Source organism: Sideroxydans lithotrophicus ES-1 (assembly GCF_000025705.1).
GTDB lineage: Bacteria > Pseudomonadota > Gammaproteobacteria > Burkholderiales > Gallionellaceae > Sideroxyarcus > Sideroxyarcus lithotrophicus.
This window is the reverse complement of record NC_013959.1, coordinates 1,533,260-1,559,996: the sequence shown is the minus strand read 5'-3', so window position 1 is coordinate 1,559,996 and position 26,737 is coordinate 1,533,260. Positions and strand designations below refer to the sequence as shown.

Genomic DNA, 26,737 nt, shown 5'->3' with positions numbered 1-26,737 from the left:
TTAAACTGTTTTGTATTAACCCAGAAAATCCCCATGCTCCCATCCATCGAACAACGCCTTGCCGCCGAGATCGCGGCCAAACCTGCTCAGATCGCTGCCGCCATCGCCCTGCTGGACGAAGGCGCAACCGTGCCATTCATCTCGCGCTATCGCAAAGAGGCGACGGGCGGGCTGGATGATACGCAGTTGCGCTTGCTGGAGGAGCGGCTGCGTTATCTGCGCGAGCTGGAAGAGCGCCGCGCGGCCATCATTGCCTCGATCACCGAGCAGGGCAAGATGACGCCGGAGTTGTTGAAGGCGGTCTCGCTGGCCACCGACAAGACGCATCTGGAAGACTTGTATCTGCCGTACAAGCCGAAGCGCCGCACCAAGGCGCAGATCGCGTTGGAGGCGGGGCTGGAGCCATTGGCAGATGCGCTGCTGGCGAATCCGCTGTTGAATCCGGAAGAGGAGGCGGCCAAATATCTGCGCGAACCATTCACCAGCGCGGCGGGCGACAACAACCCCGGCGTGGCGGATGCCAAGGCGGCACTGGATGGCGCGCGGCAGATATTGATGGAGCGCTTTGCCGAAGATGCGGGCCTGCTGCAGTCGCTGCGCGAATATGTGCAGGAGCACGGTGTGGTGCAATCGAAGGTAATCGAAGGCAAGAACGATGCGGCGGAAAAGTATGCCGACTATTTCGATTATTCCGAATCCATCAACACCATTCCCTCGCACCGCGCGCTGGCGGTGTTCCGCGGCCGCCGCGAAGAGATGCTGGATGTGCAACTACGCCTGGATAGCGAAGAAGAGAAACCGACTTGGGCTTCGCCGCACAACCCGTGCGAGATGCGCATCGCCAGCCGCTTCGGCATCAAGAACATGGACCGGCCCGCCGACCGCTGGCTGAACGACAGCGTGCGCTGGACCTGGCGCGTGAAGATGTTCATGCATCTGGAGACCGAACTGATGGGCGCGTTGCGCAGCAAGGCCGAGACCGAAGCCATCAACGTGTTCGCCCGCAATCTGAAAGCGCTGTTGCTGGCCGCACCGGCCGGGCCGCGCGTGACTATGGGGCTGGACCCCGGCATCCGCACCGGCGTGAAAGTGGCGGTGGTGGACGAGACTGGCAAGGTGGTGGATACCGCTACTATCTATCCGCACCAGCCGCGCAATGATTGGGATGGGTCGCTGCATACGCTGTCGCAGCTGGCCGAGAAGCACCGCGTATCGGTCATCTCCATCGGCAACGGCACCGCCTCGCGCGAGACCGACAAGCTGGCGCGCGACCTGATCAAGCTGCGCCCCGAATTGAACATGACCAGCATCGTCGTTTCCGAAGCGGGCGCGTCGGTGTATTCCGCTTCCGAATTCGCCTCGCGCGAACTGCCCGAGCTGGATGTGAGCTTGCGCGGCGCGGTGTCCATCGCGCGCCGCCTGCAAGACCCGCTGGCTGAGCTGGTGAAGATCGATCCCAAGTCGATTGGTGTCGGCCAATACCAGCACGACGTGAGCCAGGTGCAACTGGCGCGCTCGCTCGATGCGGTGGTGGAAGACTGCGTGAACGCGGTGGGCGTGGATGTAAACACGGCCTCGGTGCCTTTGCTGGCGCGCGTCTCGGGCCTGACCAGCAGCGTGGCGCAAGCCATCGTGAACCACCGCGACCTGAAAGGCCGCTTCGGTACCCGCGCCGAACTGCGCGAAGTGCCGCGCCTGGGCGACAAGACCTTCGAGCAGGCGGCGGGCTTCCTGCGCATCATGGGCGGCAACGACCCGCTCGATGCCTCGGCAGTGCACCCCGAATCGTATCCGCTGGTGCAAACGATCCTCGAAGACATCAAGCAGGACATCAAGGGCGTGATCGGTAACGGCGGTTTGCTGAAGTCGCTGAACCCTTCCAAGTATGCGAACGAGCAATTCGGCGTGCCGACCATCACGGATATTCTGAAAGAGCTGGAGAAACCGGGCCGCGACCCGCGACCCGAGTTCACCACCGCAAGTTTCCGCGAAGGCGTGGAAGAGCTGAAGGACCTGGAGCCGGGCATGATCCTCGAAGGCGTGGTCACCAACGTGGCGGCGTTCGGCGCGTTCGTGGATATTGGCGTGCATCAGGATGGGCTGGTGCACATCTCGGCGCTGGCCGACAAGTTCGTCAAGGACCCGCACAGCGTGGTCAAGGCCGGGCAGATCGTTAAGGTGAAGGTGCTGGAGGTGGACGTGAAGCGCAAGCGCGTTTCGCTGACCATGCGCCTGACGGATGCGGCGGGGCAGGCGGGCGGCAAGCCGGAAGCCCAGCGTGAACAGCGGGATAACAGAGGGCAGGGCAAACCTGCAGGCGGCAAGCCGAACCGCGCACCGGCGAATGAGCCGGTGAGTGCGATGGCGGCGGCGTTCGCCAAGCTGAAGGGCTGATGATCCATATCTATGCCTATTGGCATATGGTTCGGATAAACGAATGCTGTTAGGCTTCGAAGCAAGATGACGTGGGAGACCTGACAGCATGGAAAGACATCTGATCGTAGCGCGTATCCACAGGGGACTTTCCTGGTTCTACGGTTTGCTGACGCTGCTCTTCATCATCGCCACGGTGATGTCCGAGCATGAGATCTCGCCGCTGGCATCGATCTATTTCATGATCATCTTCGGCGGCATGTTCGCCCTGCATTTCTTCACTTCCCGAGGCGCAAGTCATACGAAGAACTGGGCACGCAAGACTTCGATAGGCATCGCCTTGCTGATGCTGCTTGGCTTTCCGGTCGGTACGGTCATCGGCGTGTATCTGCTGATGAACACCACGGGCGGCTGGGATGATGAATCCGCCAATCCTGATCCTGTCGTGCAGGAATCGAATAGTTAGATGATCTTTCCGGCAAAGCCCTGACGTGTGTCAGGCCTTTGGCAAATATTGATAGACAGGCGAATCGGCCAGGCATACGATGGTCGTGCATCATTCGTATCCATCCATTCGCCGCTGCCCCTCCGTAAACCGTGTCATCAGCAACGTGCGGAACCTTTCATAGGCAGCGTCGACATGCAATTCAATCTACTTCATCTGGCCTGGTGGGGCGACGTGCTGGTCACCCTGATGCTCACCCACATCACGATCGCAGCAGTGACGATCTATCTGCACAGACACCAGTCGCACCGCTCCCTCGAACTGCATCCGCTTACCAGTCACTTCTTCAGGTTCTGGCTATGGCTCACCACCGGCCAGGTCACCAGGGAATGGGTGGCGATACACCGCAAACATCACGTCATGTGCGAAACAGCGGACGATCCGCATAGCCCCAATGTGTACGGGATTTATGGCGTGCTGTTCGGCGGTTCCGAGTTGTACCGCAAAGAGGCGAAGAACATCGCCACGCTGGAGACCTATGGGCACGGCACGCCGGACGACTGGATCGAACGCCATGTCTACACGAAGCACCAGTATTTCGGCATAGCGATCATGTTGGTGGTGGATGTGGTCCTGTTCGGTCCGATCGGGATCACCATTTGGGCGGTGCAGATGCTGTGGATCCCGTTCTTTGCCGCTGGCGTCATCAACGGCGCCGGACATTACTGGGGCTATCGCAGCTTCGTGACCAACGACACGTCGTGCAATATCGTCGGCTGGGGTGTGCTGATCGGAGGAGAAGAGCTGCACAACAACCACCATGCCTATAGCGCATCGGCCAAGCTTTCTGTCCGGTGGTGGGAGTTCGACATCGGCTGGATGTATATCCGCGTCCTGTCGATACTGCGCCTGGCCAGAGTGAGAAAGATCGCCCCCAGACTCATCATCGATCCAGCCAAGGTCCAGTGCGATACGGAAACGCTGCAGTCCATCGTCTATCATCATTACGAGGTGATGGGCAGGTTCGCCAGATCGTTGCGGGAAACGGCGATCAACGAGGTGCGCAGACTGCTGAGCACGCATGCGATCCAGGCGAAGAAAGCCAGAGGAATGCGCGGCGCGATCAAACACTGGCTCAAGCTGGATGAGAACTATCTGCCCGAAAAGGAGCGCCTGGCGTTGATGCAGGCGGTGCAATCCAGCACTGTGTTCCAGACCATCTACACGATGCGCCAGGAACTGGCCGCATTGGCGAACAGGTCCCACGAGTCCAGGGAACTGCTTGTGCAGCAGCTGGAGAGCTGGTGCCGGCGTGCGGAGGAAAGCGGCATCAATGCACTACGGGAGTTCTCTTTGCAACTCCGCAGTTATAGCCACTAGCAACGAGGGAGCGGCCTGGCGACCGATCAGGCCGAATTGAAACCGAGGAAGCTGATCAGGCTGCGTTTTGCGACGAGCGACGCCGGGCGGTTGTGGTCGCTGACCACTTTGTTGCGGCCGCTTTCCTTTGCCAGGTATAGCGCTTCATCCGCCGCCGCAAGCAGCTGGTGCGCCACGGTCCGCTCGTCGCCATCCGCATCGACGGGCGCCTGGGCGACGCCGATGGAGATCGTCACCTTCAGCTCATCCTCCCTGCCGATCTGGAATGCCTGTTCGGCGACCGTGCGGCGGATGCGTTCGGCGATGTCGCATGCGCCTCTGATCCCGGTCTGCGGCAACAGCACGACGAACTCTTCGCCGCCGTAGCGGGCCAGCACATCGTTGCTGCGCAATTGCGATTTGATCTGTGCGGTGACGCTGCACAGTATCTTGTCGCCGATGTTGTGGCCGAAGCTGTCGTTGATGCGCTTGAACTTGTCGATGTCGAGGAACATGCAGCTCAGCGGGCTGCGATAGCGCCGCACGTGTGCGGCTTCTTCCTGGCAGCGTGTCTCCAGATAGCGGCGGTTGTAGATGCCGGTGAGCGGGTCGGTGAGACCGACCAGTTTGAGGCGTTCATGGTTGAGCGAATTTTCCAGGCAGATGGAGAAGATGTTCGCCAGCCGCTCGATGAAATCGGTGCTGCTGTCGGCGGTGAAACGTTCCGCCGTGCTGCTCGCCATGTTCAGGCTGCCGATCAATTCGTCCTGCCGCATCAGCGGCAGCAATATCATCGACTGGCAACCGGTCGGCCACGGGTCGAATATGGCGCGCTCCATTTCGGCATCGAAGGGGCCGAGGTAAGGCGCCGGCTTGGTGTGATGTGCATCGAGCTTTTCCATCAGCACCAGTCCTGGCACTTCGGCGCTGCCTTGTTGCGATCTTTCGAGGATGCGCCTGATCTCGCGCTCCGGGTCGCACAGCACCAGCGTCACTGCATCGGTCTCGCAGGCGGTCTTGTAGTCTTCGAGTATCACCCGGATGAGTTCCGGCAAGCTGCGCGTGGCGATGAGCTGTTTCTCGAACTGCTCGAAGCGGCGCCATTTCTTTTCGTTCAGGCGAGCCTCGTCCATCAGCGATTGCATCTGTCTGCGCAGGAGCTGGATCTCGGCTTGAGGGTCAGTCATCGTTTGTTTTTGGTTTTACAAAGGCCCGGTGGAATTCGTGGTGTAAGTACGGAAAGGGAGGATGAAGTTCATTTCCGTAGCTTGGTCACGATGCTAGCAAGCTTCCAGCGAAATAACCACCGTAATTGAGCAATGGGTTCTCCATGTCGATCACATCTTTACAGCCGCATCGGACAACAGCCAGTCAAATGTCGATGGCGATCTTTGCAATGCCTTCTCCAATTGCCCGATCGTGCTGTTCAGTTCCTCCGCGGGCGGTTCGGTCACTGTTATCGTTTGTTTTCCACCGAGCTGCTTTTCGATGATCGCCTTCGAAGCGGGATGGCTGGGGGCAAATACCGAGATCGTCACCGGGCCATTCGACACCCGCTTCTGTGCCACACGAAAGGCGGCCAGCATGAGCGCAGTGCCGATGCCGGCACCGCGCCAGGATGGCTCCACCAGCAAGCCGGCTATCCATAGTCTGCGTGCTCTGCGCTGGAAGCGCATGCGCAGCCCGCCGACGAGTTGTCCCTGCGAACCGTCATCGTTGATCACATAGCAACCGATACCGCTGCTTGGTCCATAGCGGCTGATCCGTATCAAGCCGGCGAGGAGCCAGACGACGGCGACCATGGTCAGGAGCAAAGATGGGGTTTCGTGACTGGACAGCAATCTTGCTGCGAGCAGCAGGACGACAGGTATGCCGACGAAGAGGCCGAACTCTCCCGTCAGCAGCATGCGGGCAAAGGCCTGCGGCAATTCGCGCGGGCTGAAGAAGCCGCGCGTGACATAGCGCGATACGGATCTTGCCGAGGCGGGGGAGTAGACGATGGCGAAGCGCTGGGGGCGATTCATTGCGCGTTCAGGTCTTCTTGCCGATGAGCAGGTATGCCTCGACCAGCCCGATGCCTTTGACATCGAGGACACCGCGGGGCTCGAAATCATATTTGTCGCGCAGCTTCTCCCAGGTTGCCATGCTGACCTGCACCCGGTTCGGCACACCGTTCGATTCCATGCGGCTGGCGAGATTCACCGTATCGCCCCAAAGGTCATAGATGAATTTCTTCAGGCCGATCACGCCGGCAACGACCGGGCCGGTGTTGATGCCGATGCGTATCTGCAGGTTGCTGCCGAATTCGCGGTTGTGTTCCTGCAGTGCTTCACGCATGGCCAGGGCCATGTCGACGACGGCTTCCGCATGGTCCGGCCTTGCCACCGGAACACCGGCACAGGCCATGTAGGCGTCGCCGATGGTCTTGATCTTTTCCACGCCGAAGCGGCCCGACAATTCATCGAAGCGCGAGAACAGGCTGTTCAGCATGACCACCAGACGTTCCGGGCTGACCGTGGTCGACATCTTGGTGAAGCCGACGAGGTCGGCGAACAGGATGGTGGCCTCGGCATATCCGTCGGCTATGGTCTGGCTGCCTGCCTTCAGGCGCTCGGCGATAGGTGGCGGCAGGATGTTGAGCAGCAGGCTTTCCGAGCGCGCCTGTTCACGCTGCAGCGCAGCTTGCGCCTTGTCGCGTTCGACTACGAAGAAACGCAGCGAGATGAAAGCGATGGCAGAGACCAGCAGCACGTTCTCGCAATACAGCAGGACCTGCTGTTGCGTGACGCCATTGGCGATGTCGCGTGCAGCGGCGACCAGCACCAGCAGGGCGAAGACGGCGAACCACCACACGGCCAGGCGGGTGCCGAGGAACACCAGCGCACACAACGGCGCGAGCAGCGACCACAGCACGATGGCGCCGGAAGCGACGAATCCGCCCATGGTCCACTGGAGGATTACCGGCACCAACAGCAGGCCGACCAGCTGCAAGGCCGATGCGATGGAGACGCGCTTGGTCGCAAGCAGGTGCGCCAAGGCGACAGCGGACAGTACGGAGTAGCCCAGCACCACCTGCGCCGGCAGCGCCATGCCGTTGTCGAACAGATACCACGCGCCCCAAGGCACAAGCAGGAATCCGGCTGCATTGAGGAAGATGAGCAGCGTCTTTTGCAGACGAACGGGAGGAGGGTCCTCGGGGAGGGTGGCCGCATTGTCGATGCGGTCGATCAGGCGGTTGATCAGTTCAGTCATATCCACACCTGCTCATGTTCCAAAGGCGAACGCGATCACGACGAAGATGACTGCGGCAGCCACGATCAGGAACAGGATCATATTCCAGGGCGGACTCAGCCGGCCTTTGTCGCCGGGCGTCCAGCCGGGAACGACGATCATGTAATACAGAAAGAACAGGATGGGGATGGCAAAGAGTGCGATCAGGATCTTTTGTCCCAGCGGCGGCAGATTGGGAAGGACCGCGGACAGGATGAGTACTGCCAGCACGAGCAGGATGGGTATCTCCAGCAGGTAGCCGCGCTGGTGTCGCCGTGAGGGGATGTCGTTCATGCCGTGGCCTTATCGTTATTGGGCACCCGGATTCAAAGCGGCTTGGTGACCTTCATGACGGATGGATCCTCTTCGCTGGTCTTGATGTTGAAGCCGAGCCGGGTCATCAGCTTGAGCATGCGGTGGTTGTTGTTCAGCACTTCGCCTTCGATGGTGGACAACCCCTTGTTGCGAGCAGCTTCCATCAGCGAGATCATGAGCTTTTGCCCCAGTCCTTTGCCGCCGACCTTGTCCGCGATCACCAGTGCGAACTCGCAGGTGTTGCCGTCCGGGTTGATGGCATAGCGCGCGACGCCGAGCTCGACCTCGATGCCTTCCTCTTCGGTGACCGCGACCAGCGCCATCTCGCGGCTGTAATCTAACTGCGTCAGGCGCGCCAGCATGTCTTCGGTCAATTCCTGCACGCTGTTCATGAAGCGGAAGTATTTGGATTCGTCCGACAGGTCGTGCACGAACTTCTTCACCAGCACCGCATCTTCTGGACGGATGGGGCGGATGGTGATGTCGGTGCCGTCGGCCATCTGCCATTCGCTGACGAGCTGGGCGGGGTAGGGGTAGATGGCCATGTGCGCATAACGGTCGGCGCTGGGCTGGCGGTATTCCACCACCACGCGTGCATCGGCAGCGAGGGCGCCGTTCTCGTCGAGGATGAGCGGGTTGATGTCCATCTCCTTGAGCAGCGGCAGTTCGCACACCATCTCCGACACGCGCAGCAGCACGTCTTCCAGCGCTTCGATGCGGGCCGGTGCCATGTTGCGAAAGGCACACAGCATCTTGGAGATGTGCGTACGTCCGATCATGTCTTTCACCAGGAAGGCGTTCAGCGGCGGCAGTGCGACCGCGCGGTCGCCCATGATCTCGACGCTGGTGCCGCCCGCACCGAAGGTGATCACCGGGCCGAACACCGGATCGCTGGTGACGCCGATCATCAGTTCGCGCCCGTTCGGCTTGACGATCATCGGCTCGATGGAGATGCCGTTCATCGTGGCATTGGGACGGTTGTGCTGCACGTTGTCGATGATGTGCTGGTACGCGGCGCGCACTTCATGCGCATTGTTGAGGTTGAGCACCACGCCGCCGGCATCGCTCTTGTGCGTGATGTCGGGCGAATTGACCTTCATCGCCACCGGGAAGCCGAGCTGTTGTGCGATGAGCAGCGCTTCGCCGGGCGAGTGCGCGACCATGGTGCGCGCCACGGGGATGTTGAAAGCGGCCAGCAGTGCCTTGGATTCCATCTCGGTGAGCACCTTGCGGTGTTCCTGCATGGCGCCTTCGATGATGAGGCGCGCGCTTTCCACATCCGGTTCGACATGGTGCGAGAGCGGGCCCGGCATCTGCATCAGCAATTTCTGGCTGCGGTAGTACTCGTACAGATGCGAGAACACTTCCACCGCCGGTTCCGGTGTGCGGAAGTGCGGCAGGTGGGCCTTGGTGAAGGCATCACGCGCTTCGGCGACCTGGGTCTCGCCCATCCAGCAGGTCAGCAGCGGTTTGCTGTGGTTGTCGGTGTCGGTGTTGGCCAGCTCGATCATGACCTGTGCCGATTCCAGTGGTTTGGTCATGGCCTGCGGCGTGAGGATGGCCAGCACGCCGTCTACATTCTCGTCGTCGAGGCAGGTTTTGACGGCGTGGTAATAACGATCGGCCTGCGCATCACCGATGATGTCCACCGGGTTGCAGTGCGGCCAGTTCGCCGGCAAGTGCTGGTTGAGATATTCGACGGAAGCATCCGACAGCGTGGCCATGGCCAGGCCCAGGTCGGAAGCGCGGTCTGCCGCCATCACGCCGGGTCCGCCGCCGTTGGTGACGATGGCAAGACGGTTGCCCTTGGGGCGGAATCCGCACGACAGGGCGCGGGCCGCGGTGAACAGTTGCGTGACGGTCTGCACGCGCACGACGCCGACGCGGCTGAAGGCGGCGTCGAACACGTCGTCCGCACCGACCAGCGATGCGGTATGCGACATCGCGGCTTTCGACCCGGCAGGATGGCGGCCGACCTTGACCAGGATCACCGGCTTGATGCGCGCGGCAGCGCGCAGCGCGCTCATGAAGCTGCGCGCATTGCGGACGCCTTCGATGTACATCAGGATGCTGCGTGTGTTGGGATCGGATACCAGGTAGTCGAGGATCTCGCCGAAATCCACGTCGGTGGACGAGCCCATCGAGACCACGCTGGAGAAGCCGACATCGTTGCGGTTCGCCCAGTCCAGGATGGCGGTGCACAATGCGCCGGACTGCGAGATGAGGGCGATGTTGCCGTTGTTGGCGACGCCCTTGTTGAAGGTGGCGTTGAGCCCGATGGAAGGGCGCATGATGCCGAGGCAGTTTGGCCCGATCAGGCGGATGTTGTAACGCTGTGCGTTTTCCAGCAGCTGGCGCTCCAGCGAGGCACCTTCCGAGCCCACTTCGCCGAAACCGGCAGTGATGATGACTGCCGCCTTGACGCCGTGGATGCCGCATTCTTCGATGATGCCGGGCACGGTCTGCGGCGGCGTGGCGATGACCACCAGCTCCACCGGCTGGAGTATCTCGGCGATGGAGGCGTAGGCGCGCTGGCCTTGCACTTCGGGGTGTTTGGAGTTGATCGGATAGAGCGTGCCCTTGAATCCGCATTGCAGCATGTTCTGGAACACGATCTGTCCGACGGAATCGGGGCGGTCGCTGGCACCGAAAACGGCCACGGATTTGGGGGCGAAGAGGGGATTGAGGTAATGCTTGCCCATGATTCTTCCTTGGAAGATGAATTCGTTGGATATGATAGCACCGTAGCGTTACCATTAAGTTGCCATGCAGACCGCTTACATCACACATCCGCTCTGTCTCAAGCACGACATGGGCGCACATCATCCGGAGTGCCCGGCACGCATCCATGCGATCGAGGACCAGTTGATCGCATCCGGCCTGTTCGGTTATCTGCAGCATCACGAGGCGCCAGAAGCGACCCGCGAACAATTGCTGCGCGTGCACGATGCCGATTATGTCGATGCCATCGCGGCGGCTGCGCCCCAGCATGGCAGAGTGGAGCTTGACGGCGACACCAGCATGAATCCCTATACCTATCCGGCTGCGCTGCGCGCTGCCGGAGCTGCGGTGATGGCAGTGGATCTGGTGATGGCGGGCAGGGTGGAGAATGCCTTTTGCAACGTCCGCCCCCCCGGCCACCATGCCGAAAGTGCACGTGCGATGGGGTTCTGCATCTTCAACAATGTCGCCATCGGGGTTGCGCATGCCCTGGCCGCCCACGGCCTGGGCAGGGTGGCGATCGCGGATTTCGATGTGCATCACGGCAACGGCACCGAGCAGATCTTCCACGACGATCCGCGCGTGATGCTATGTTCGACTTTCCAGCATCCTTTCTATCCCTATGCCGGCGCGGACAGCGGTAACGACCACATCATCAATGTGCCGTTGCCGGCTGGCACCGGCAGCGAAGGGTTTCGCGAGGCGGTGACCTCGCGATGGCTGCCGGCGCTGGAGCGGTTCAAACCCGAGTTGCTGCTGATCTCCGCCGGTTTCGATGCGCATAGGGAGGACGACATGGCCATGCTCAAGCTGGTGGATGCGGATTATGGCTGGGTGACCGAGCAGCTAAAGCTGCTTGCGGAGAAGTATTGCCACAAGCGCATCGTCTCGACCCTGGAAGGCGGCTACGAGCTGCATGCGCTGGGGCGCAGCGCGATGGCGCACATCAAGGTGTTGAGCGGGTTGTAGCCGGTGGTTTAGATGAAGTCAGTATTCTGGATGCTGCTCGTTTGTCTCATCTTTTCGTCTTGCTCCATGTCCGCACGGGTGCATGGGGTGCGTATCGACACGGAGAAATCCAAAACCGCCGCGGTCATCAGGGATTGAGCGTCACCAATTCGTACAGCAAAAAATAAAGGCCCCGAAGGGCCGATTTTTCTTGTTCTGGATGATGTTCTTGTTGTTTGTCTTGCAGCGTTTTGAAACGACAACGTGCAACTGAAAGGTGGCGTCCCCTACGAGATTCGAACTCGTGTTATCGCCGTGAAAGGGCGGTGTCCTAGGCCTCTAGACGAAGGGGACTTCGTTGTTTCTTTTCTTTTGGTGGAGGTAAGCGGGATCGAACCGCTGACCTCTTGCATGCCATGCAAGCGCTCTCCCAGCTGAGCTATACCCCCCGGGTGCCCCGAAAAGAGCGCGCATTATAGTGATGGCATCCGACCTTGTAAAGCAAGTCAGGCGGTTTTTTTCGCAAGGTTCTTTTCTATCCGCGCCAGCACCATCTCGCGCGGGAACAGCGTCACCAGCGCATCGACAGATGGCGTCTGGGTTTGACCGGTGAGCATCACGCGCAACGGCATGGCGAGCTTGGGCATCTTCATGCCGTGCCTGGCGATGACCTCCTTGATCGTCGCGCTGATGGCGGCGGTTTCCCATGCCACCGTGGCGAAAAGTTGCGACAAGTCGCGCAGGGCAGGGATAGCCTCAGCACTGAGTTGCGCATCGAGCAGGGCGGCATCCGGGTGCAGGTCGATGTAGAACACTTCCGCGGCATCGGCCAACTCGTTCAGCGTGGCGACACGTTCCTTATACAAGCCAGCGATGGCGGCCAGGTCTGGAGTGGCGCCGATTTTGATACCGCGCGCTTCGAGACGCGGACGTACCAGGTCAGCCAGTTTGCCGTTATCAGTCTGCTTCAAGTAGTGGTTGTTGAGCCAGTTCAGCTTTTCTGTATTGAACTGTGCAGCGGAGGGTGTGATGTGGTCGAGGTCGAACCAGCTGCAGAACTGCTCTACAGAAAAGACTTCGTCGTCACCATGCGACCAGCCGAGGCGGGCAAGGTAGTTGATGACGGCTTCCGGCAGGTAGCCGTCTTCGTCGTATTGCATGACGCTCACTGCGCCGTGGCGCTTGGACAATTTGGTGCCGTCGTCGCCGAGGATCATCGACAGGTGGGCGTATTGCGGCACTTTCGCGCCCAGCGCCTTGAGGATGTTGATCTGGCGCGGGGTGTTGTTGACGTGGTCGTCGCCTCGAATCACCTGGGTGATGCCCATGTCCCAGTCGTCCACCACCACGCAGAAGTTATAAGTGGGTGTGCCGTCGGAACGGGCGATGATGAGGTCGTCCAGTTCACTGTTGCTGAATTCGATATGGCCTTTGACTAGGTCCTTCCAGGCGACGACGCCTTCAGTCGGGTTCTTGAAACGCACTACGGGCTTTGCATCGGCAGGGACAGGCGGCAAGGTCTTGCCGGGTTCGGGACGCCAGACTCCATCGTAACGTGGCTTTTCACCGCGCGCCCTTTGCGCCTCGCGCATGGCATCCAGTTCGGCCGGGGTGGTGTAGCAATAGTAGGCTTGCCCCGTTGCCAGCATCTGCTGGATGACTTCCTTGTAACGCGGCATGCGCTGCATCTGGTAGAAGGGGCCTTCGTCGTAATTCAGTTTGAGCCAGCTCATGCCATCCAGGATGGCATGCACGGCTTCCGGGGTGGATCGCTCCACGTCGGTGTCTTCGATGCGCAGGATGAACGTGCCGCCGTGTTTGCGTGCATAGGCCCAGGAAAACAGCGCTGTACGCGCACCGCCGATATGAAGATAGCCGGTTGGACTGGGAGCGAAGCGGGTGCGGACGGTCATGAGGTTTCCTGTTGCGAGGCATTAAAAGAAGGCGCGCATTTTACGCCAGAAGGTTAATGCCTATAAAGAAATTGACCGTATATATGGGGCTATGATTAAATGCGCGCCCTCTATCGGGCGGTTAGCTCAGCGGTAGAGCACTGCCTTCACACGGCAGGGGTCACTGGTTCGAACCCAGTACCGCCCACCAAAACAAAAAGGGTTGGCATTTGCGCCAACCCTTTATCACTCCAACGTTGCAATCAGTGTCCGTGTTGCAGGTCGTCGTGGGGAGTTCCTTTATGTATTGCGTTGTCGTCAGCCCACACGATAACTGCGGCAAAAACAATCAAACCAATGACCATAAGTAGCAGGGACATGTTAATTCTCCTTTAATCTAGCTTATAGAGAAGTACAGGATCGATATCGCATTGGGATATCTTTCCATCCTTTGTTTCTTAGCTTGTGTTTCTTTGCTTGCCATACCAATCAAGTTCAAACGGAAAGTTCAAACCTGGCAACTGAACTGTGATGCCTTAGTTCTCAGCAGACCGTGATTTATCCTCACATTACCTAGTGATATTGTCAAGCAATAGCGGGGCGATACTAAGAAAGATGCTACTGGATATGCCTCAAGCTGCCATTCTTTTATTATTTGACATAATATACATTATGCGCAAATAAGAGCAATCGAGGCAAAAAGAATGGCCGCCAGTAAATTCAGCAATTCTCTTCTATATCAGTGAATTATGGCTGCTTCAGGAATAACTTCCTGAAATTGTGACTGCTGGCCGAACCTACATCTTCCAGGCTGATGTTGCGCAGCTTTGCGATTTCCTCTGCCACATGCCTGACATAGGCTGGCTGGTTGGTTTTGCCGCGGTGCGGTGTCGGTGCAAGATAAGGCGAATCGGTTTCGATCAGAATCCTATCCAGCGGAATGTTCTGCGCCACCTCTTTTATACTGACCGCATTCTTGAAGGTCAGGATCCCGGAGAACGAGATATAGAACCCTAATTCAATCGCCGCCCTGGCAACCTGCAGATTTTCGGTGAAACAATGCATCACGCCGCCGGCTTTTCCTGCATCTTCTTCCGCCATGATGCGCAAGGTGTCTTCTGCGGCGGAACGGGTGTGGATGATGAGCGGCTTGCCGCATGCCTTTGCCGCACGGATATGCGTTCTGAATCTTTCGCGTTGCCACTCCAGATCGCCGGTAAGGCGGTAGTAGTCCAGTCCGGTCTCGCCGATGGCGACTACTTTGGGGTGATTTGCCAGTCGTATCAATTCGGCTTGGGTTGGCTCGACTTTCAGTTCATGGTCGGGATGCACCCCGACTGATGCGTACAGGTTGTCATGGGTTTCAGCCAGTTCCAGCACCTGCGGAAAAGAAGCGAGCTCTACCGAAACACACAAGGCATGTGTGACATCATTGGCACGCATGTTCGCCAGGATGGCGTCGAGGTCTTCCACCAAACCGGGAAAATTCAAGTGGCAATGCGAATCTATGAACATGGCAGGAAATTCAAATGGCGAACAGCTGACGATATGACAATAACAGGGATTCCAGAAACAGTTTCGGGTTAAGCGGATGGTAGGCTGCACGACGGGCTTCCAGCAGCTCTTTCTGGAAACGCAGCAACGCATCGGATGAGACACCGTTAGCCAGCTTGGTGATCTCGCCAGCCTGTTCGGGGAAATACCGCACCATGCCTGCAAGTTTTGCGCTCGTCAGGTCGTGGCACCACTGCTGCAGGCAATGAATGGAATATATCGGCGCGCTACGCTGCAGGCCGTCAGCCAGAGCCAAAGCATCCATCTTGGAAGGTTGGCGGATAGCATTCAGCAAGATGCTCCGTTCCTCAGCACCCTCGCCCGATTCAGACCAGCCTAATGCCTGCAGGGGAGCGAATCCGCTTTGCGCCAGCGCATGTGCAGGGTTCTTTACGCCCTGCTGCTCGAGCCAGGCTGTGCCGAGCTCGCGTGTCGGCGTACTTACTGTAAAGCCAAGACAACGGCTCAGGATGGTCGGCAACAACTGCTGCGGCTTATGGCTGATCAGAAGAAACAGCAAATTATCAGTCGGTTCTTCCAGCGTTTTCAGCAGGGAGTTGGCCGCATTGTTGTTCATGGATTCGGCCGGATGGATCAGCACTACGCGGTAGCCGCCGCAATGGGCAGACAGGTTGGCGAAGTTGGACAAGTTGCGTATCTGATCCACCGATATCTCGCGTGACGGTTTTTTGCCGCCCTGCTTTTCGTCGCCCTCATCGGCCGAACTCAGCGCATCGGGTTGGACAAGACGAAAATCGGGATGATTTTCCTGTTCAAACCAATGGCAGGAATTGCATGTATGGCAAGCCGTTCCGTCTGCATTTGGTTTTTCACAAAGCAGGGACTGGGCAAAATTCATCGCCAGATCCAGCTTGCCTATGCCTTGCGCACCCTTCAACAGCACGGCATGTGGCAATCTGTTGCGCAGCCCTTGCAGGGCTTGCCAAGATTCAGACTGCCATGGATAGAGTGGTTTCATTTCAGAGAGATGCGACGATCTTTGCCAAATCCTGTTTAACTTCATCCATGGACTTTTCCGCATGGATGACGGCGAAACGATGTGGCGTTTTGGCAGCCCTGGACAGGTAGGCTTGGCGCACGCGCTCGAAAAATTCGCCTTGCTCCTGTTCGAAACGATCCAGGCTTGCATTATTGGACAGGCGCTGACGCGCGATCTCGATCGGGATGTCAAAAAGCAGGGTCAGATCGGGCTGTATGTCGCCATGTACCCATTGCTCCAGTTGCTCCAGTTTTGCGACAGGCACACCCCTGCCCCCGCCCTGATAGGCGAAACTGGCATCACTGAAACGGTCGGAAATGACCCATGTGCCACGCTGCAAAGCAGGGCGGATGACCTGCTCCACATGCTCGCGGCGTGCCGCAAACATCAGCAGCGCTTCGGTCTCGGCATGCATGGGCTGGTTCAGCAATATCTCGCGCAGACGCTCACCCAGCTGTGTACCTCCCGGTTCACGCGTCACCAGTAGGTCGATGCCGCGCTGGCGCAACACATTGGCGAACCAATCCAGATGGGTGCTCTTCCCTGCCCCATCCACACCTTCGAACGTGATGAATTTAGCTGTACTCATTTTTGTTTAAGCTGGTAGCGGTTGACCGCGTTGTTATGCTCGACCAAGGAATTGGAAAATTGCGATGTCCCATCGCCACGCGCAACGAAATAAAGCGCATGGCTCGGAGCCGGATGAAGCACGGCCTGCAGCGAAGCCAGCCCCGGCAGAGCGATAGGGGTAGGTGTCAGCCCATCTCGCGTATAAGTGTTATACGGCGTATCGTGCGACAGATCCTTTTTGCGCAGGTTGCCATCGAACTTGTCACCCATGCCGTAAATGACGGTCGGATCGGTCTGCAAGCGCATGTTCTTGTGCAGCCGGTTGATGAAAACGGAGGCGATCATGGTGCGATCGCCTGGCTGGCCGGTTTCCTTTTCAACGATGGATGCCAGGATAAGCGCTTCATAGGGTGAACTGAACGGCAGGTTTTCATCGCGTTTCTTCCAGTTCTCCTGCAGGTTGCGTTGCATAAGCTGATAAGCGCGCTTCAATATTATCAGGTCGCTGCTGCCACGGGCATAGTTGTATGTATCTGGAAAGAACAATCCCTCTGGAACGGATTCGGTCGCTCCGATCCGCTTGAGTATCTCGGCATCCGACAGCGATTCGCTGTCGTGGCGCACGGTGGAATCGGCATTCAATGAAGCGCGCAACTCCTTGAATGTAGAACCCTCGATGATGGTGATTGAGCTCTGCTCGACTTGGCCTTTGCTGATCATATTCAGCAAATGCAGTGGAGTGGTTTCATGCTCCAACTGATAGTTCCCCGGCTTGATCTGCTTGGCCTTGCCCAAAGTTCTGGCCAGCAAAACGAACAGCCATTCGTTATTGAGCCCACCGGCTAGCTGAATCTGGTGCGCGGCACTTTTAAGACTGCTTCCCTGTTTCAGGGAAAATACGAAAGGAGTTTTTTCCAGCGGTATCGGCGTACGTGCATAGTAGGTGAACAATCCTGCCACGATGATCAACAAGAACAGCAACCACAACAACAACTCTTTAATGACGCTCATCATTCAACCATTCCTGTATCTTCCAAGCCATCGGATGCTGCGTACGGCGATAATCGGCAAGTTCGCTTACCGGCCACAGTCCGATGACGCTGTTCACAAAGAATATCTCATCGGACTGCAATAACTCTTCGATGCGGAGATCTGCCACCTTGCAAGTCACACCATATCCCTTGCACCAATCCATGACCCGCTCTCTCTGCACTCCCGCCACCCCGCAGCGCGTCAGGTTCGGCGTATAAAGGACATTACCGCGCAGCGCGAACAGATTGCTGCGAGTGCCAGAGATGACATAACCGGTAATGTCGCTCAGCAGGCCTTCCGGGAAATCCCTGCCCTGCAACTCGCTGGCGGCAAGCACGTTCTCCAGTCGATTGAGGTGTTTTATCCCCGCAAGCAAAGACTGGTGGGCCAGTCGCACTTTACAGACATGCGCGCGTATTCCCTGCCTTGAATATTCAATCGGGAAAGCCGTCTTGGGAGTGATGTTGAGGATGCGAGTCGCTTCGGATTGGGCGGCAGGCGCATATCCTCTGGTCGAGACGCCTCTGGTGATGATGATCTTGGCGATGCCCTCGGCCTGTGATTTGCCCAGCTGCTGCAATTCGCTGGAAAGCACCAGCGCGGAAGGACAGGGAATCCTTAGTGCATTGCAATCTTGTTGAAGTTTGGCATATTGGCGTTCCCAGTTTACGGGAAGTCCGGCTTGCATGCGCAGGGTTCTGAACACGCCGTCACCGTACGCCAACCCTCGATCTTCAGCATTGATCGTATTGCCCGGCGCGCCGTTGATCAGCATCACGGCGCGGGATCAGACCTTGCGGAATACCAAAGAGCCGTTGGTTCCGCCGAAGCCGAAATTGTTGTTCACTGCCACATCGATCTTCATCTTGCGTGCTGTATTGGCGCAATAGTCCAGATCGCACTCGGGATCCTGCTCGAAGATGTTGATGGTGGGAGGCGCGACCTGGTCATGGATCGCCAGCACGCAGAACAGGGACTCGATCCCGCCCGCCCCGCCCAGCAGGTGGCCTGTCATAGATTTGGTGGAACTCACCACCAGTTTCCTGGCGTAGTCGCCGAAAGCGAGCTTGAGTGCTTCGGTTTCGTTCTTGTCGCCCACCGGGGTCGAAGTGCCGTGCGCGTTAACGTACTGCACTTGATCCGGATTCAAACCAGCATTGCGCAGAGCATTGAGCATGCTGCGTTTTGGGCCATCCGTACTTGGTGCCGTAATGTGGTATGCGTCAGCGCTCATGCCGTAACCGGAGAGCTCGGCGTAAATCTTGGCGCCGCGAGCCTTGGCGTGCTCGTACTCTTCCAGCACCAGTACGCCAGCTCCTTCGCCCATCACGAAGCCATCCCGATCCTTGTCCCAAGGACGACTGGAAGTCGCTGGGTCATCATTGCGGGTGGATAATGCCTTGGCAGAAGAGAAACCGCCAAGCGCCAAAGGCGAAATGGTCGATTCAGCACCGCCGGCGATCATCACGTCGGCATCGCCGTATTCGATGATGCGGGCAGATTCGCCAATGCTGTGAGTACCGGTGGTACAGGCCGTCACCACAGAGAAGTTCGGCCCCTTCAGTCCGTACATGATGGACAGGTTGCCGGAAATCATGTTGATGATGGTGCCGGGAATGAAGAACGGCGAAATCTTGCGCGGTCCGCCCGCAAGGTAGTCGTTGTGAGTGTCTTCGATCATCGGCAAACCGCCGATGCCGGAGCTGATACACACGCCGATACGTTCGGCGTTCTGTTCCGTTACAACCAGGCCGGAGTCCTTGAACGCTTCCATGCCGGCCACTAAACCGAAATGAACGAAGCGGTCCATGCGCCGGGCGTCCTTGGCTGGAAGATGTTGGGTTACATCAAAACCATTGACCTCGCCTGCCACTTGGCAGGCGAAGGCGCTGGGATCGAAGCGAGTGATACGCCCGATACCGGATTTGCCTGCCACGATGTTTTGCCATGTTTCGGCAACCCCAAGACCGACGGGCGTAATCGCGCCCAATCCGGTTACTACCACTCTGCGCCTAGCCAAACTGGACTCCGCTACGGAAAGAAACGATTAGGTAAGGACTAAATTATTATTTGGAATGCGCGTTGACGTAGTCGAGCGCTTGTTGCACGGTGGTGATCTTCTCTGCATCTTCGTCAGGGATTTCAACGCCGAATTCTTCTTCCAAGGCCATAACCAGTTCCACGGTATCCAGAGAGTCGGCGCCCAAGTCGTTCACAAAAGAAGACTCGTTCTTGACTTCGGACTCGTTCACACCCAGTTGCTCAGCTACGATTTTCTTGACGCGTTGTTCGTTAGACATCCCTGATTCTCCTACTCTGATTAAAGTTCAAAAAGCGCGTGTATTCTACCAAACTTGCGCCGATTTCCAAAACGACACATTACTCCATGTACATCCCGCCGTTCACATGCAACGTGACGCCGGTGATGTAAGCCGCTCCCGGACTGGCCAGAAAGGCTACAGCAGCTGCAATGTCGGCAGGCTGGCCGAGACGTTTCAAAGGTACATGTTCGACCAGTTTGGCGCGCTGTTCTTCGCCCAAGGCGTGCGTCATATCGGTGTCGATGAAGCCCGGTGCGACGCAATTCACGGTGATATTACGGCTGCCGATCTCCTGCGCCAGCGATTTGGTGAAGCCGGCCATGCCAGCCTTGGAGGCGGCATAGTTGGCCTGACCAGGATTGCCCATGCTGCCGACCACCGAGGAAATGCTGATGATGCGGCCGCCCCGGGCCTTCATCATGGCACGCAAAACGGCGCGGCTCAGGCGGAACACGGATTTGAGGTTGGTCGACAGCACGTCATCCCATTCTTCATCGGTCATGCGTGCCAGCAGGTTGTCCTTGGTGATACCCGCGTTGTTCACCAGGATCGAGATTTCGCCGAACTGTTCGCGAATCGCCGCCAGTACCTGCTCGGTCTGGGCGGCATCATTGACGTTCAACGCAAAACCCTTGCCCTTGATGCCGGCAGCATCCAGATAGGCACCGATGGCTTGTGCGCCATTGTCGCTGGTGGCGGTGCCGATCACGGTCGCACCTTGCCTGCCCAGCTCCAGCGCGATGGCTTGACCGATACCACGCGAAGCGCCCGTAACCAGTGCGATTTGTCCTTGCAGTGTCATTGTCCCGTCCCCTTATGCGAGTGCAGCCAGTGCTGCTTTCAGTGCTTCGCCGTCATTGATGGCCATTGCCTGTTGGTTGGTGTCGATGCGCTTGTTCAACCCGGCCAGTATCTTGCCCGGCGCGCATTCTACGTTATGGGTGATGCCTTGTTTGCCGAAAGCCTGCACGGTTTCCACCCAACGCACTGGTGAGTACAGCTGGCGCACCAGCGCGTCCTTGATCTTCGCGGCCTCGCCATAAGATGCGACATCGGCATTGTGCAGCACCGGAATGGCCGGGGTCTGCACAGATACATCATTCAAGTATGCACGCAGTTGTTCAGCTGCACCTTTCAACAAGCTGCAATGTGACGGTACGCTCATGGGCAGCATGATTGCGCGTTTTGCACCTTTGGCCTTGGCCAGTTCCATGCCGCGTTCGACGGCGCCACGGTTGCCTGCAATGACCACCTGTCCGGGCGAATTGTAGTTCACCGCTTCCAGCACCTCGCCTTGCGCACCTTCCACACATACGGCGCGCACCACTTCATCGTCGAGCCCGAGGATCGCGGCGATGCCACCCACACCTTCCGGAACGGCCTGTTGCATGCATTGCGCGCGGTAGCGCACCAGCGGCAAGGCGTCGGCAAAGCTCAATGCGCCTGCGGCGACCAGTGCGGTGTACTCGCCAAGGCTGTGCCCGGCCATGATGACCGGTTTTGTGCCATTCTGCGATTGCCAGGCCCGATACACTGCGACTCCGGCAGCCAGCATGATGGGCTGCGTATTCACCGTGGCATTCAGGTCTGCATCACCACCTTCGGCAACCAGTTGCCACAGATCCTGTTTCAACACATCGGAAGCTTCGGTGAAGGTGTCGCGCACGGCGGAAAAATCGGCATAGCCGTTCATCATGCCGCGCGATTGCGAGCCTTGACCGGGAAATACGAAAGCGAATTGAGTCATATTTGACCTACCAGTTGATTAAAACCGCACCCCAGGTGAATCCGCCACCTACGGCTTCAAGCAGAATATTTTGACCGGGCTTGATGCGCCCATCGCGTACGGCCGTGTCCAGCGCCAGCGGGATCGAGGCGGCCGAGGTGTTGCCGTGTTTGTCGACCGTCAGTACCACGCTGTCCATTTCCAGGCCGAGTTTCTTGGCTGTCGCTTCGATGATGCGGATGTTGGCCTGATGCGGCACCAACCAGTCGATGTCCGTTCCGGCCATTTTTCGCTCTTCCAGCACCTCTTCAACCACTTCACTTAACACCTTGACTGCAAACTTGAATACCGCCTTGCCATCCATGGAGACTTTGGGGTCGGCTTTCAACATGCCCCGATGGATGCCATCGGCATGCAGCTTGGCAGTCACGACGCCGGGCTTGTCGGAAGCGCGTAATACCACGGCACCGGCTCCGTCCCCGAACAGCACGCAGGTGGTGCGGTCGTTCCAGTCCAGCATGCGCGACAAAACTTCGGCTCCCACCACCAGTACAGTCTTCGCCTGCCCGCCGCGGATATACAGGTCTGCCGTATTCAATGCATAGACGAACCCGCCGCACACGGCCTGCATATCAAAGGCCGCTCCGCCGTTGCGGATGCCCAGCTTGTCCTGCAAGATGCAGGCGGTACTTGGAAAAGCCATGTCAGGCGAAGTGGTCGCCACGATGATCAGGTCGATCTCGTCAGCCTGGATACCTGCCGCTTCGATCGCCTTGCGGCTGGCCTGCAGCGCAAGGTCGCTGGTCAATTCATCGTCTGCAGCAAAGTGGCGTTCGACGATGCCGCTACGGGTGAAAATCCAGTCATGCGAAGTATCGACGATCTTTTCAAGGTCGTAGTTGGTCAGCACCTTCGCGGGCAGGTAGCTGCCGGTGCCGATAATCCTGGAATAAGTCAAAGCGCCTCTCCTGCAGTTTGTTGGCGTGCGTGATGCCACTTTTCAACATGTTCACTGATGTGGTTAAGCATGCCGCCGCGCGCCTCTTCGGCAGCCCGTTCAATGGCGCACAAATACGCGAATGAGTCGGCGGAACCGTGGCTTTTCACCACGATACCTTTCAGGCCGAGGAAACTGGCCCCATTGTAGCGACGGTGATCCAGCCTGTGCTTGAAAGCCTTGAGTACAGGCATGGAAACCAGGGCGCCAAGTTTGGTGAACCAGTTCTGGCTGAAACCTTCCTTGAGGAAACCGCCCATCATCTTGGCCACGCCTTCGGCGGTCTTCAGGGCGACATTGCCCACGAATCCGTCGCACACCACCACATCCGTGACGCCCTTGAATATATCGTCGCCTTCCACGTTGCCATAGAAGTTGAGGTCACTGGCTTGCAACAGTTCCGCTGCCTGTTTGACGACTTCGTTGCCTTTGATGTCTTCGCTGCCGATGTTCAGCAGTCCGACTGTGGGCTGTTCCTTGTGCTCCAACGCAGACACCAAAGTGCTGCCCATCAACGCGAACTGAAGCAAGTGTTCGGCAGTGCAGTCCACGTTCGCTCCCAGATCCAGCATACAGACCTGGCCGTTGACGGTTGGCAAAAAGGAGGCAATAGCGGGACGATCTATGCCGGGCAAGGTCTTCAGCACATAACGCGCGGTCGCCATCAGCGCGCCGGTGTTGCCGGCGCTCACGCAAGCCGAAGCCTCACCGTTCTTGACCAGGTTGATGGAGACACGCATGGAGGAATCTTTTTTTCCGCGCAAAGCGGACTGAGGCGACTCGTCCATACCGACGACTTCTGTCGTAGCATGGATGCGCAGGCGAGTGCGGTCAGCGAAGCCGAGCTTGCTCAACTCCGCTTCGATGGCATCGGGCAGGCCGACCAGCACCACGGTATCGTCAGGATGTTTCTTCAGGTAAGCGACAGCCGCAGGAACGGTCACCCGTGTCCCGTGGTCGCCTCCCATGGCATCAATGGCTATCGTGATATCCACCGGGAGATCCTTATGGGCGAGAAATTGACGGAGTTTGGCTCCCGCGAACGGAGAGCCTCTCAAGGTGCCGAATGAGCTTATTCGCCCTTGGTCTTGACGACTTTCTTGCCGCGATAGTAACCGCTGGGGCTGATGTGATGGCGCAGATGTGGTTCGCCCGTGGATGGCTCGATGGCCAGTGCCGGGTTGGTCAAGAAATCATGCGCACGATGCATCCCACGTTTGGACGGGGATTTTTTATTCTGCTGAACAGCCATTTTCTACTCCTCAAAAAACCAGTATCACTTCTTTAATCCGGCCAGTACAGCAAACGGACTGACCTTCTGTTTTAAATCATTCGCTGCAGGAGCACACTCCCCTTCAGGATGCCTTGGAGCGAATGGCAAGCCCAACAACAACTCTTCTTCGATCAATGCCAGTACATCCAGCCGGGGTTCGGCTTCGATGGCATCCACCTCATCATCTTCTTCAGCCTCATCCAGCTTGCTTGCCGGAAGCAACCATAGCCGCGAAACCAGCTTCACCGGATATTCCAGTTCACTCAGGCAACGCTGACATCTCAAGGTGCACACTCCTTGCAGGGAGACCTCCAGCATGTCGCGGCCTTCTTCCCGGAAGCCCAGCACCTTATAAGTCAGTAAACCATCAGGTTTGGCCAGTAAATCGGCTAGTCTGGACAGCTCGGACACCGCAATTTCGCCGCGCATCTCCTTGCCGTTTCGGGCAAAATCAACGCTGTCTATGAAAGGCCGTGCAAACATGAGGCGCGCATGATATATATTCCGACCACCTCTGTCAAAGACGCTGTAAAGGAACACCTTGAATTCTCAGCCGCTTGTTCTCGCTTCGACCTCTATATATAGGAGTCAACTGCTCGCCACACTTCAGATCCCTTTTCAAACTACCGCCCCCAACGTGGATGAAACTCCGCTACCAGGGGAAAGTGCCGAACAGACCTCGTGGCGGCTTTCCCGGGCCAAAGCGGAAGTTGCAGCCAAACGCTTCCCGGATGCGCTGATAATCGGCTCGGACCAGGTAGCCTTGCTGGAAGGACAGCAGATAGGTAAACCGCTCAACCACGTCAATGCCGTTTCTCAATTGAGTGCAATGCGCGGCAAGACAGTGACCTTCTATACCGCCCTGACCTTGCTGAACGCAGTCAGCGGCGAGATGCAGACCGATGTCGCCATTACCGAGGTCAGCTTCCGCGACATGAGCGACGACGCGATCGAGCGCTATCTCAGGAAGGAACAGCCCTATCATTGCGCGGGCAGCGCAAAATCCGAAGGTCTGGGCATCGCACTGATCAGTCGCATAAAGGGCGACGACCCGAATGCACTGATAGGCCTGCCTTTAATCTTGCTGGTTGGTATGCTTGAAAAACAAGGCGTTAGGGTTATATGACCAATAATGCGAAAATTTTCGGTTGCGACTGAAATTTCTTTCTGGTATTAAAGCGCGCTTGAAAAATTTAGTACCACCTTGGAGACCGACGTAATGCCCGTACAAGCCAGCAAAACCTCAGTACCGTACAAGGCCAAAAAAGGCGAGGAGTACATGAACCCGGACCAGCTCGAGCACTTCCGCAGTGTCTTGAATGATATCAAGCTGAGCCTGAGCCAGGACATCGATCGCACCGTGCACACCATGCAGGACGAAGCGACCGTATTCGCGGACCCGAACGATCGCGCCAGCCAGGAATCAGACATGAGCCTGGAACTGCGCAACCGTGACCGTGAGCGCAAGTTGATCAAGAACATCGACAAGATGCTGGGGCGGATAGATGCCGGAGACTATGGCTATTGCGACAAATGCGGTGTGGAGATCGGCCTGAGCCGCCTGGAAGCTCGTCCTACAGCCACTTTGTGCATCGACTGCAAGACACTGGATGAGATCAGAGAGCGCCAAGTCGCAAAGTAACACTGCGCTACAGACTTAAAACGAAAATCCCTGCCTTGACGCAGGGATTTTTTTCGCCCGGCTCAGGACGAGTTCCTGCCCTTCTCTGCCCGGAATAGTCATGCAGCGACCACATCTCAATCAGGCAATCGCCTGATCGCCGTCGGACGGCATGGTCGTAAGCGCCAATTCGATGTTCGAGGCAAGCTTGTCAGCATATTGAGCGGCCTCGAACAAGTGCAGCGACTCATAGAATTCCGCCTTCGACCGAAAATTATCGATGTCGTCCGTCAAAATCCTTCTTGTTTCGTCTTTTTTCATTTCATTACTCCTGGAATATTGTCATGGGAAAACAGGCTCCTGTAGCGCGGTATGTGAACTTGTGGCCCCAACATCTGGATTAGGTTGTGAATGCACCGGGAGTTCCATCGCTTCAAGCTCATCTTTTCCATTGATTCGGCATGGTCTTCATGGGCCGCAGGATTGGCTATACTGCATTAGCCCTGCATCCACCCATTTTGCAAAGGAGAAATGCCATGACCGATGAGAGAATCGTATCCAGCCGATATTCGCGTATCGCCATCATTACCGGCAGCACCTCTGGTATAGGCGAAGCCACAGCAAGAAGATTTGTGGCGAGTGGCTATGGGGTCGTGGGCAACGGCCGCAATGCCGAAAAGCTCCGGGCACTTGAACAAGAACTGGGGACGGCATTCATCGGGATCGCCGGTGACGCCTCAGACAGTTCTTTGCTTGAAAAACTCTTCGGTTCGGCAATCGAACACTTCGGGAAGCCTGCCGACATCGTCGTCGCCAACGCCGGACGAGGCCTGGGCGGGTCAGTCAAGGATGCCGATCTGTCCAGATTCGAAGAGATACTCAGGCTCAATGTCTCAGGCGTTCTGGATTTGCTGCAAAAGGCGGCGCGGAAGATGATAGTCAAACAGCAAGCAGACTACCCCAAACGGGCTGCAGATATAGTGATCATCGGCTCGGTGGTGGGAAGACATATATCGCCATTCAGTGCGGTTTATGGTGCCACCAAGTTCGCCGTTCATTCACTGGCCGAAGGACTGCGCCGCGAAGTGGGCCCCAAAGGGATACGCGTGTCACTGGTTGAGCCAGGCATCGTGGTCAGCGGCTTTCAGGATGCCGCAGGATATAGTGGCGATATGGTGCATGACTTCGAGGACAGGTTCGGTCCTTTGCTGCACGGGGAAGATGTGGCGAACGCGATCCACTTTATCGTTAGCCAGCCGCCTCATGTCCATATCAGCGACATCCTGGTGCGGCCAACCCGACAGGATTACCCCTGATCGG

The 26,737-nt window shown here is 57.7% G+C and carries 27 protein-coding genes and 3 tRNA genes; 8 read left to right on the top strand and 22 right to left on the bottom strand.

The genetic code is table 11. The features are described from left to right. Positions 1-33: 33 nt before the first annotated feature. The 3 genes from SLIT_RS07735 to SLIT_RS07725 all read left to right on the top strand — a co-directional run bounded on the left by SLIT_RS07735 (position 34) and on the right by SLIT_RS07725 (position 4,198). Positions 34-2,394 carry a Tex family protein gene (locus SLIT_RS07735; RefSeq protein WP_013029682.1) on the top strand — a complete coding sequence of 787 codons (2,361 nt, stop codon included), beginning with the start codon at positions 34-36 and terminating at the stop codon, positions 2,392-2,394. An 88-nt stretch (positions 2,395-2,482) separates the two neighbouring features. Continuing rightward, entirely contained in the window at positions 2,483-2,839 is a 357-nt protein-coding gene (locus SLIT_RS07730) for a hypothetical protein (protein ID WP_013029681.1), read from the top strand. A gap of 174 nt (positions 2,840-3,013) precedes the next feature. Continuing rightward, on the top strand, positions 3,014-4,198 hold the full coding sequence (locus SLIT_RS07725) for a DesA family fatty acid desaturase (RefSeq protein WP_013029680.1): 1,185 nt from the start codon (positions 3,014-3,016) through the stop codon (positions 4,196-4,198). A 26-nt stretch (positions 4,199-4,224) separates the two neighbouring features. Here SLIT_RS07725 and SLIT_RS07720 read toward each other — a convergent pair whose 3' ends face one another. The 5 genes from SLIT_RS07720 to SLIT_RS07700 form a co-directional block, all read right to left on the bottom strand. After that, the gene (locus SLIT_RS07720; RefSeq protein ID WP_013029679.1) at positions 4,225-5,364 is read right to left on the bottom strand and encodes a DUF484 family protein; all 1,140 of its coding nucleotides are present in this window, start codon (positions 5,362-5,364) and stop codon (positions 4,225-4,227) included. Positions 5,365-5,514: 150 nt separating this feature from the next. Continuing rightward, the gene (locus SLIT_RS07715) at positions 5,515-6,201 is read right to left on the bottom strand and encodes a GNAT family N-acetyltransferase (protein WP_013029678.1); all 687 of its coding nucleotides are present in this window, start codon (positions 6,199-6,201) and stop codon (positions 5,515-5,517) included. 7 nt (positions 6,202-6,208) lie between these two features. Continuing rightward, positions 6,209-7,429 (bottom strand): adenylate/guanylate cyclase domain-containing protein, encoded by a 1,221-nt coding sequence (locus SLIT_RS07710; protein WP_013029677.1) that lies wholly within the window; start codon positions 7,427-7,429, stop codon positions 6,209-6,211. 12 nt (positions 7,430-7,441) lie between these two features. Beyond that, a complete protein-coding gene (locus SLIT_RS07705) occupies positions 7,442-7,741 on the bottom strand; it encodes a hypothetical protein (RefSeq protein ID WP_013029676.1) in 300 nt (99 codons plus the stop codon). 32 nt (positions 7,742-7,773) lie between these two features. Next, on the bottom strand, positions 7,774-10,464 hold the full coding sequence (locus SLIT_RS07700) for a bifunctional acetate--CoA ligase family protein/GNAT family N-acetyltransferase (protein WP_013029675.1): 2,691 nt from the start codon (positions 10,462-10,464) through the stop codon (positions 7,774-7,776). 64 nt (positions 10,465-10,528) lie between these two features. Here SLIT_RS07700 and SLIT_RS07695 point away from each other — a divergent pair, with 64 nt between their 5' ends. Next, on the top strand, positions 10,529-11,452 hold the full coding sequence (locus SLIT_RS07695; RefSeq protein WP_013029674.1) for a histone deacetylase family protein: 924 nt from the start codon (positions 10,529-10,531) through the stop codon (positions 11,450-11,452). A gap of 257 nt (positions 11,453-11,709) precedes the next feature. Here the strand turns inward: SLIT_RS07695 and SLIT_RS07690 are convergent. From SLIT_RS07690 to gltX, 3 genes are all read right to left on the bottom strand, one after another. Then, positions 11,710-11,785 (bottom strand) — tRNA-Glu (locus tag SLIT_RS07690). 19 nt (positions 11,786-11,804) lie between these two features. Beyond that, positions 11,805-11,880, bottom strand: a tRNA-Ala gene (locus SLIT_RS07685). A 57-nt stretch (positions 11,881-11,937) separates the two neighbouring features. Beyond that, positions 11,938-13,344, bottom strand: a complete 1,407-nt coding sequence (gltX, locus tag SLIT_RS07680) for a glutamate--tRNA ligase (RefSeq protein WP_013029673.1) — start codon at positions 13,342-13,344, stop codon at positions 11,938-11,940. A gap of 115 nt (positions 13,345-13,459) precedes the next feature. On the opposite strand from gltX, the gene SLIT_RS07675 reads away from it, so the two are divergent. Further along, a tRNA-Val gene (locus SLIT_RS07675) sits at positions 13,460-13,534 on the top strand. 536 nt (positions 13,535-14,070) lie between these two features. Here the strand turns inward: SLIT_RS07675 and SLIT_RS07670 are convergent. The 13 genes from SLIT_RS07670 to SLIT_RS07610 all read right to left on the bottom strand — a co-directional run bounded on the left by SLIT_RS07670 (position 14,071) and on the right by SLIT_RS07610 (position 24,336). After that, on the bottom strand, positions 14,071-14,838 hold the full coding sequence (locus SLIT_RS07670; RefSeq protein WP_013029671.1) for a TatD family hydrolase: 768 nt from the start codon (positions 14,836-14,838) through the stop codon (positions 14,071-14,073). Positions 14,839-14,848: 10 nt separating this feature from the next. Continuing rightward, positions 14,849-15,856 (bottom strand): DNA polymerase III subunit delta', encoded by a 1,008-nt coding sequence (holB, locus tag SLIT_RS07665; RefSeq protein WP_013029670.1) that lies wholly within the window; start codon positions 15,854-15,856, stop codon positions 14,849-14,851. A gap of 1 nt (position 15,857) precedes the next feature. Continuing rightward, entirely contained in the window at positions 15,858-16,466 is a 609-nt protein-coding gene (gene tmk, locus SLIT_RS07660) for a dTMP kinase (protein ID WP_013029669.1), read from the bottom strand. Next, positions 16,463-17,461 (bottom strand): endolytic transglycosylase MltG, encoded by a 999-nt coding sequence (gene mltG, locus SLIT_RS07655; RefSeq protein ID WP_013029668.1) that lies wholly within the window; start codon positions 17,459-17,461, stop codon positions 16,463-16,465. Before mltG ends, tmk begins: the two co-directional genes overlap by 4 nt. Further along, positions 17,445-18,254 carry an aminodeoxychorismate lyase gene (gene pabC / locus SLIT_RS07650; protein ID WP_013029667.1) on the bottom strand — a complete coding sequence of 270 codons (810 nt, stop codon included), beginning with the start codon at positions 18,252-18,254 and terminating at the stop codon, positions 17,445-17,447. The genes mltG and pabC overlap by 17 nt, the downstream gene beginning before the upstream one ends. Positions 18,255-18,266: 12 nt before the next feature. Beyond that, positions 18,267-19,499: a beta-ketoacyl-ACP synthase II gene (gene fabF / locus SLIT_RS07645; protein ID WP_013029666.1), complete on the bottom strand. Its 1,233-nt coding sequence runs from the start codon at positions 19,497-19,499 to the stop codon at positions 18,267-18,269. A gap of 46 nt (positions 19,500-19,545) precedes the next feature. Then, positions 19,546-19,779, bottom strand: coding sequence for an acyl carrier protein (acpP, locus tag SLIT_RS07640; RefSeq protein ID WP_013029665.1), 234 nt, complete (start codon positions 19,777-19,779; stop codon positions 19,546-19,548). A gap of 79 nt (positions 19,780-19,858) precedes the next feature. After that, the gene (fabG, locus tag SLIT_RS07635) at positions 19,859-20,602 is read right to left on the bottom strand and encodes a 3-oxoacyl-ACP reductase FabG (protein WP_013029664.1); all 744 of its coding nucleotides are present in this window, start codon (positions 20,600-20,602) and stop codon (positions 19,859-19,861) included. Between the two features lie 12 nt (positions 20,603-20,614). Continuing rightward, the gene (fabD, locus tag SLIT_RS07630; protein ID WP_013029663.1) at positions 20,615-21,547 is read right to left on the bottom strand and encodes an ACP S-malonyltransferase; all 933 of its coding nucleotides are present in this window, start codon (positions 21,545-21,547) and stop codon (positions 20,615-20,617) included. A gap of 7 nt (positions 21,548-21,554) precedes the next feature. Further along, positions 21,555-22,484, bottom strand: a complete 930-nt coding sequence (locus SLIT_RS07625; RefSeq protein WP_013029662.1) for a beta-ketoacyl-ACP synthase III — start codon at positions 22,482-22,484, stop codon at positions 21,555-21,557. Continuing rightward, the gene (plsX, locus tag SLIT_RS07620; RefSeq protein WP_013029661.1) at positions 22,481-23,518 is read right to left on the bottom strand and encodes a phosphate acyltransferase PlsX; all 1,038 of its coding nucleotides are present in this window, start codon (positions 23,516-23,518) and stop codon (positions 22,481-22,483) included. The genes SLIT_RS07625 and plsX overlap by 4 nt, the downstream gene beginning before the upstream one ends. A 77-nt stretch (positions 23,519-23,595) precedes the next feature. Beyond that, positions 23,596-23,775 (bottom strand): 50S ribosomal protein L32, encoded by a 180-nt coding sequence (gene rpmF / locus SLIT_RS07615; RefSeq protein ID WP_013029660.1) that lies wholly within the window; start codon positions 23,773-23,775, stop codon positions 23,596-23,598. A gap of 24 nt (positions 23,776-23,799) precedes the next feature. Continuing rightward, a complete protein-coding gene (locus tag SLIT_RS07610; RefSeq protein WP_150102970.1) occupies positions 23,800-24,336 on the bottom strand; it encodes a YceD family protein in 537 nt (178 codons plus the stop codon). Position 24,337: 1 nt separating this feature from the next. On the opposite strand from SLIT_RS07610, the gene SLIT_RS07605 reads away from it, so the two are divergent. Together SLIT_RS07605 and dksA are read left to right on the top strand one after the other, a co-directional pair. After that, a complete protein-coding gene (locus SLIT_RS07605; protein WP_013029658.1) occupies positions 24,338-24,922 on the top strand; it encodes a Maf family protein in 585 nt (194 codons plus the stop codon). Between the two features lie 93 nt (positions 24,923-25,015). Beyond that, positions 25,016-25,438 carry an RNA polymerase-binding protein DksA gene (gene dksA / locus SLIT_RS07600; RefSeq protein WP_013029657.1) on the top strand — a complete coding sequence of 141 codons (423 nt, stop codon included), beginning with the start codon at positions 25,016-25,018 and terminating at the stop codon, positions 25,436-25,438. Positions 25,439-25,558: 120 nt separating this feature from the next. Here dksA and SLIT_RS07595 read toward each other — a convergent pair whose 3' ends face one another. Further along, positions 25,559-25,738 carry a hypothetical protein gene (locus SLIT_RS07595; protein WP_013029656.1) on the bottom strand — a complete coding sequence of 60 codons (180 nt, stop codon included), beginning with the start codon at positions 25,736-25,738 and terminating at the stop codon, positions 25,559-25,561. Between the two features lie 215 nt (positions 25,739-25,953). Here SLIT_RS07595 and SLIT_RS07590 point away from each other — a divergent pair, with 215 nt between their 5' ends. Further along, positions 25,954-26,733 carry an SDR family oxidoreductase gene (locus SLIT_RS07590; protein WP_013029655.1) on the top strand — a complete coding sequence of 260 codons (780 nt, stop codon included), beginning with the start codon at positions 25,954-25,956 and terminating at the stop codon, positions 26,731-26,733. The last annotated feature ends 4 nt before the right edge of the window (positions 26,734-26,737 follow it).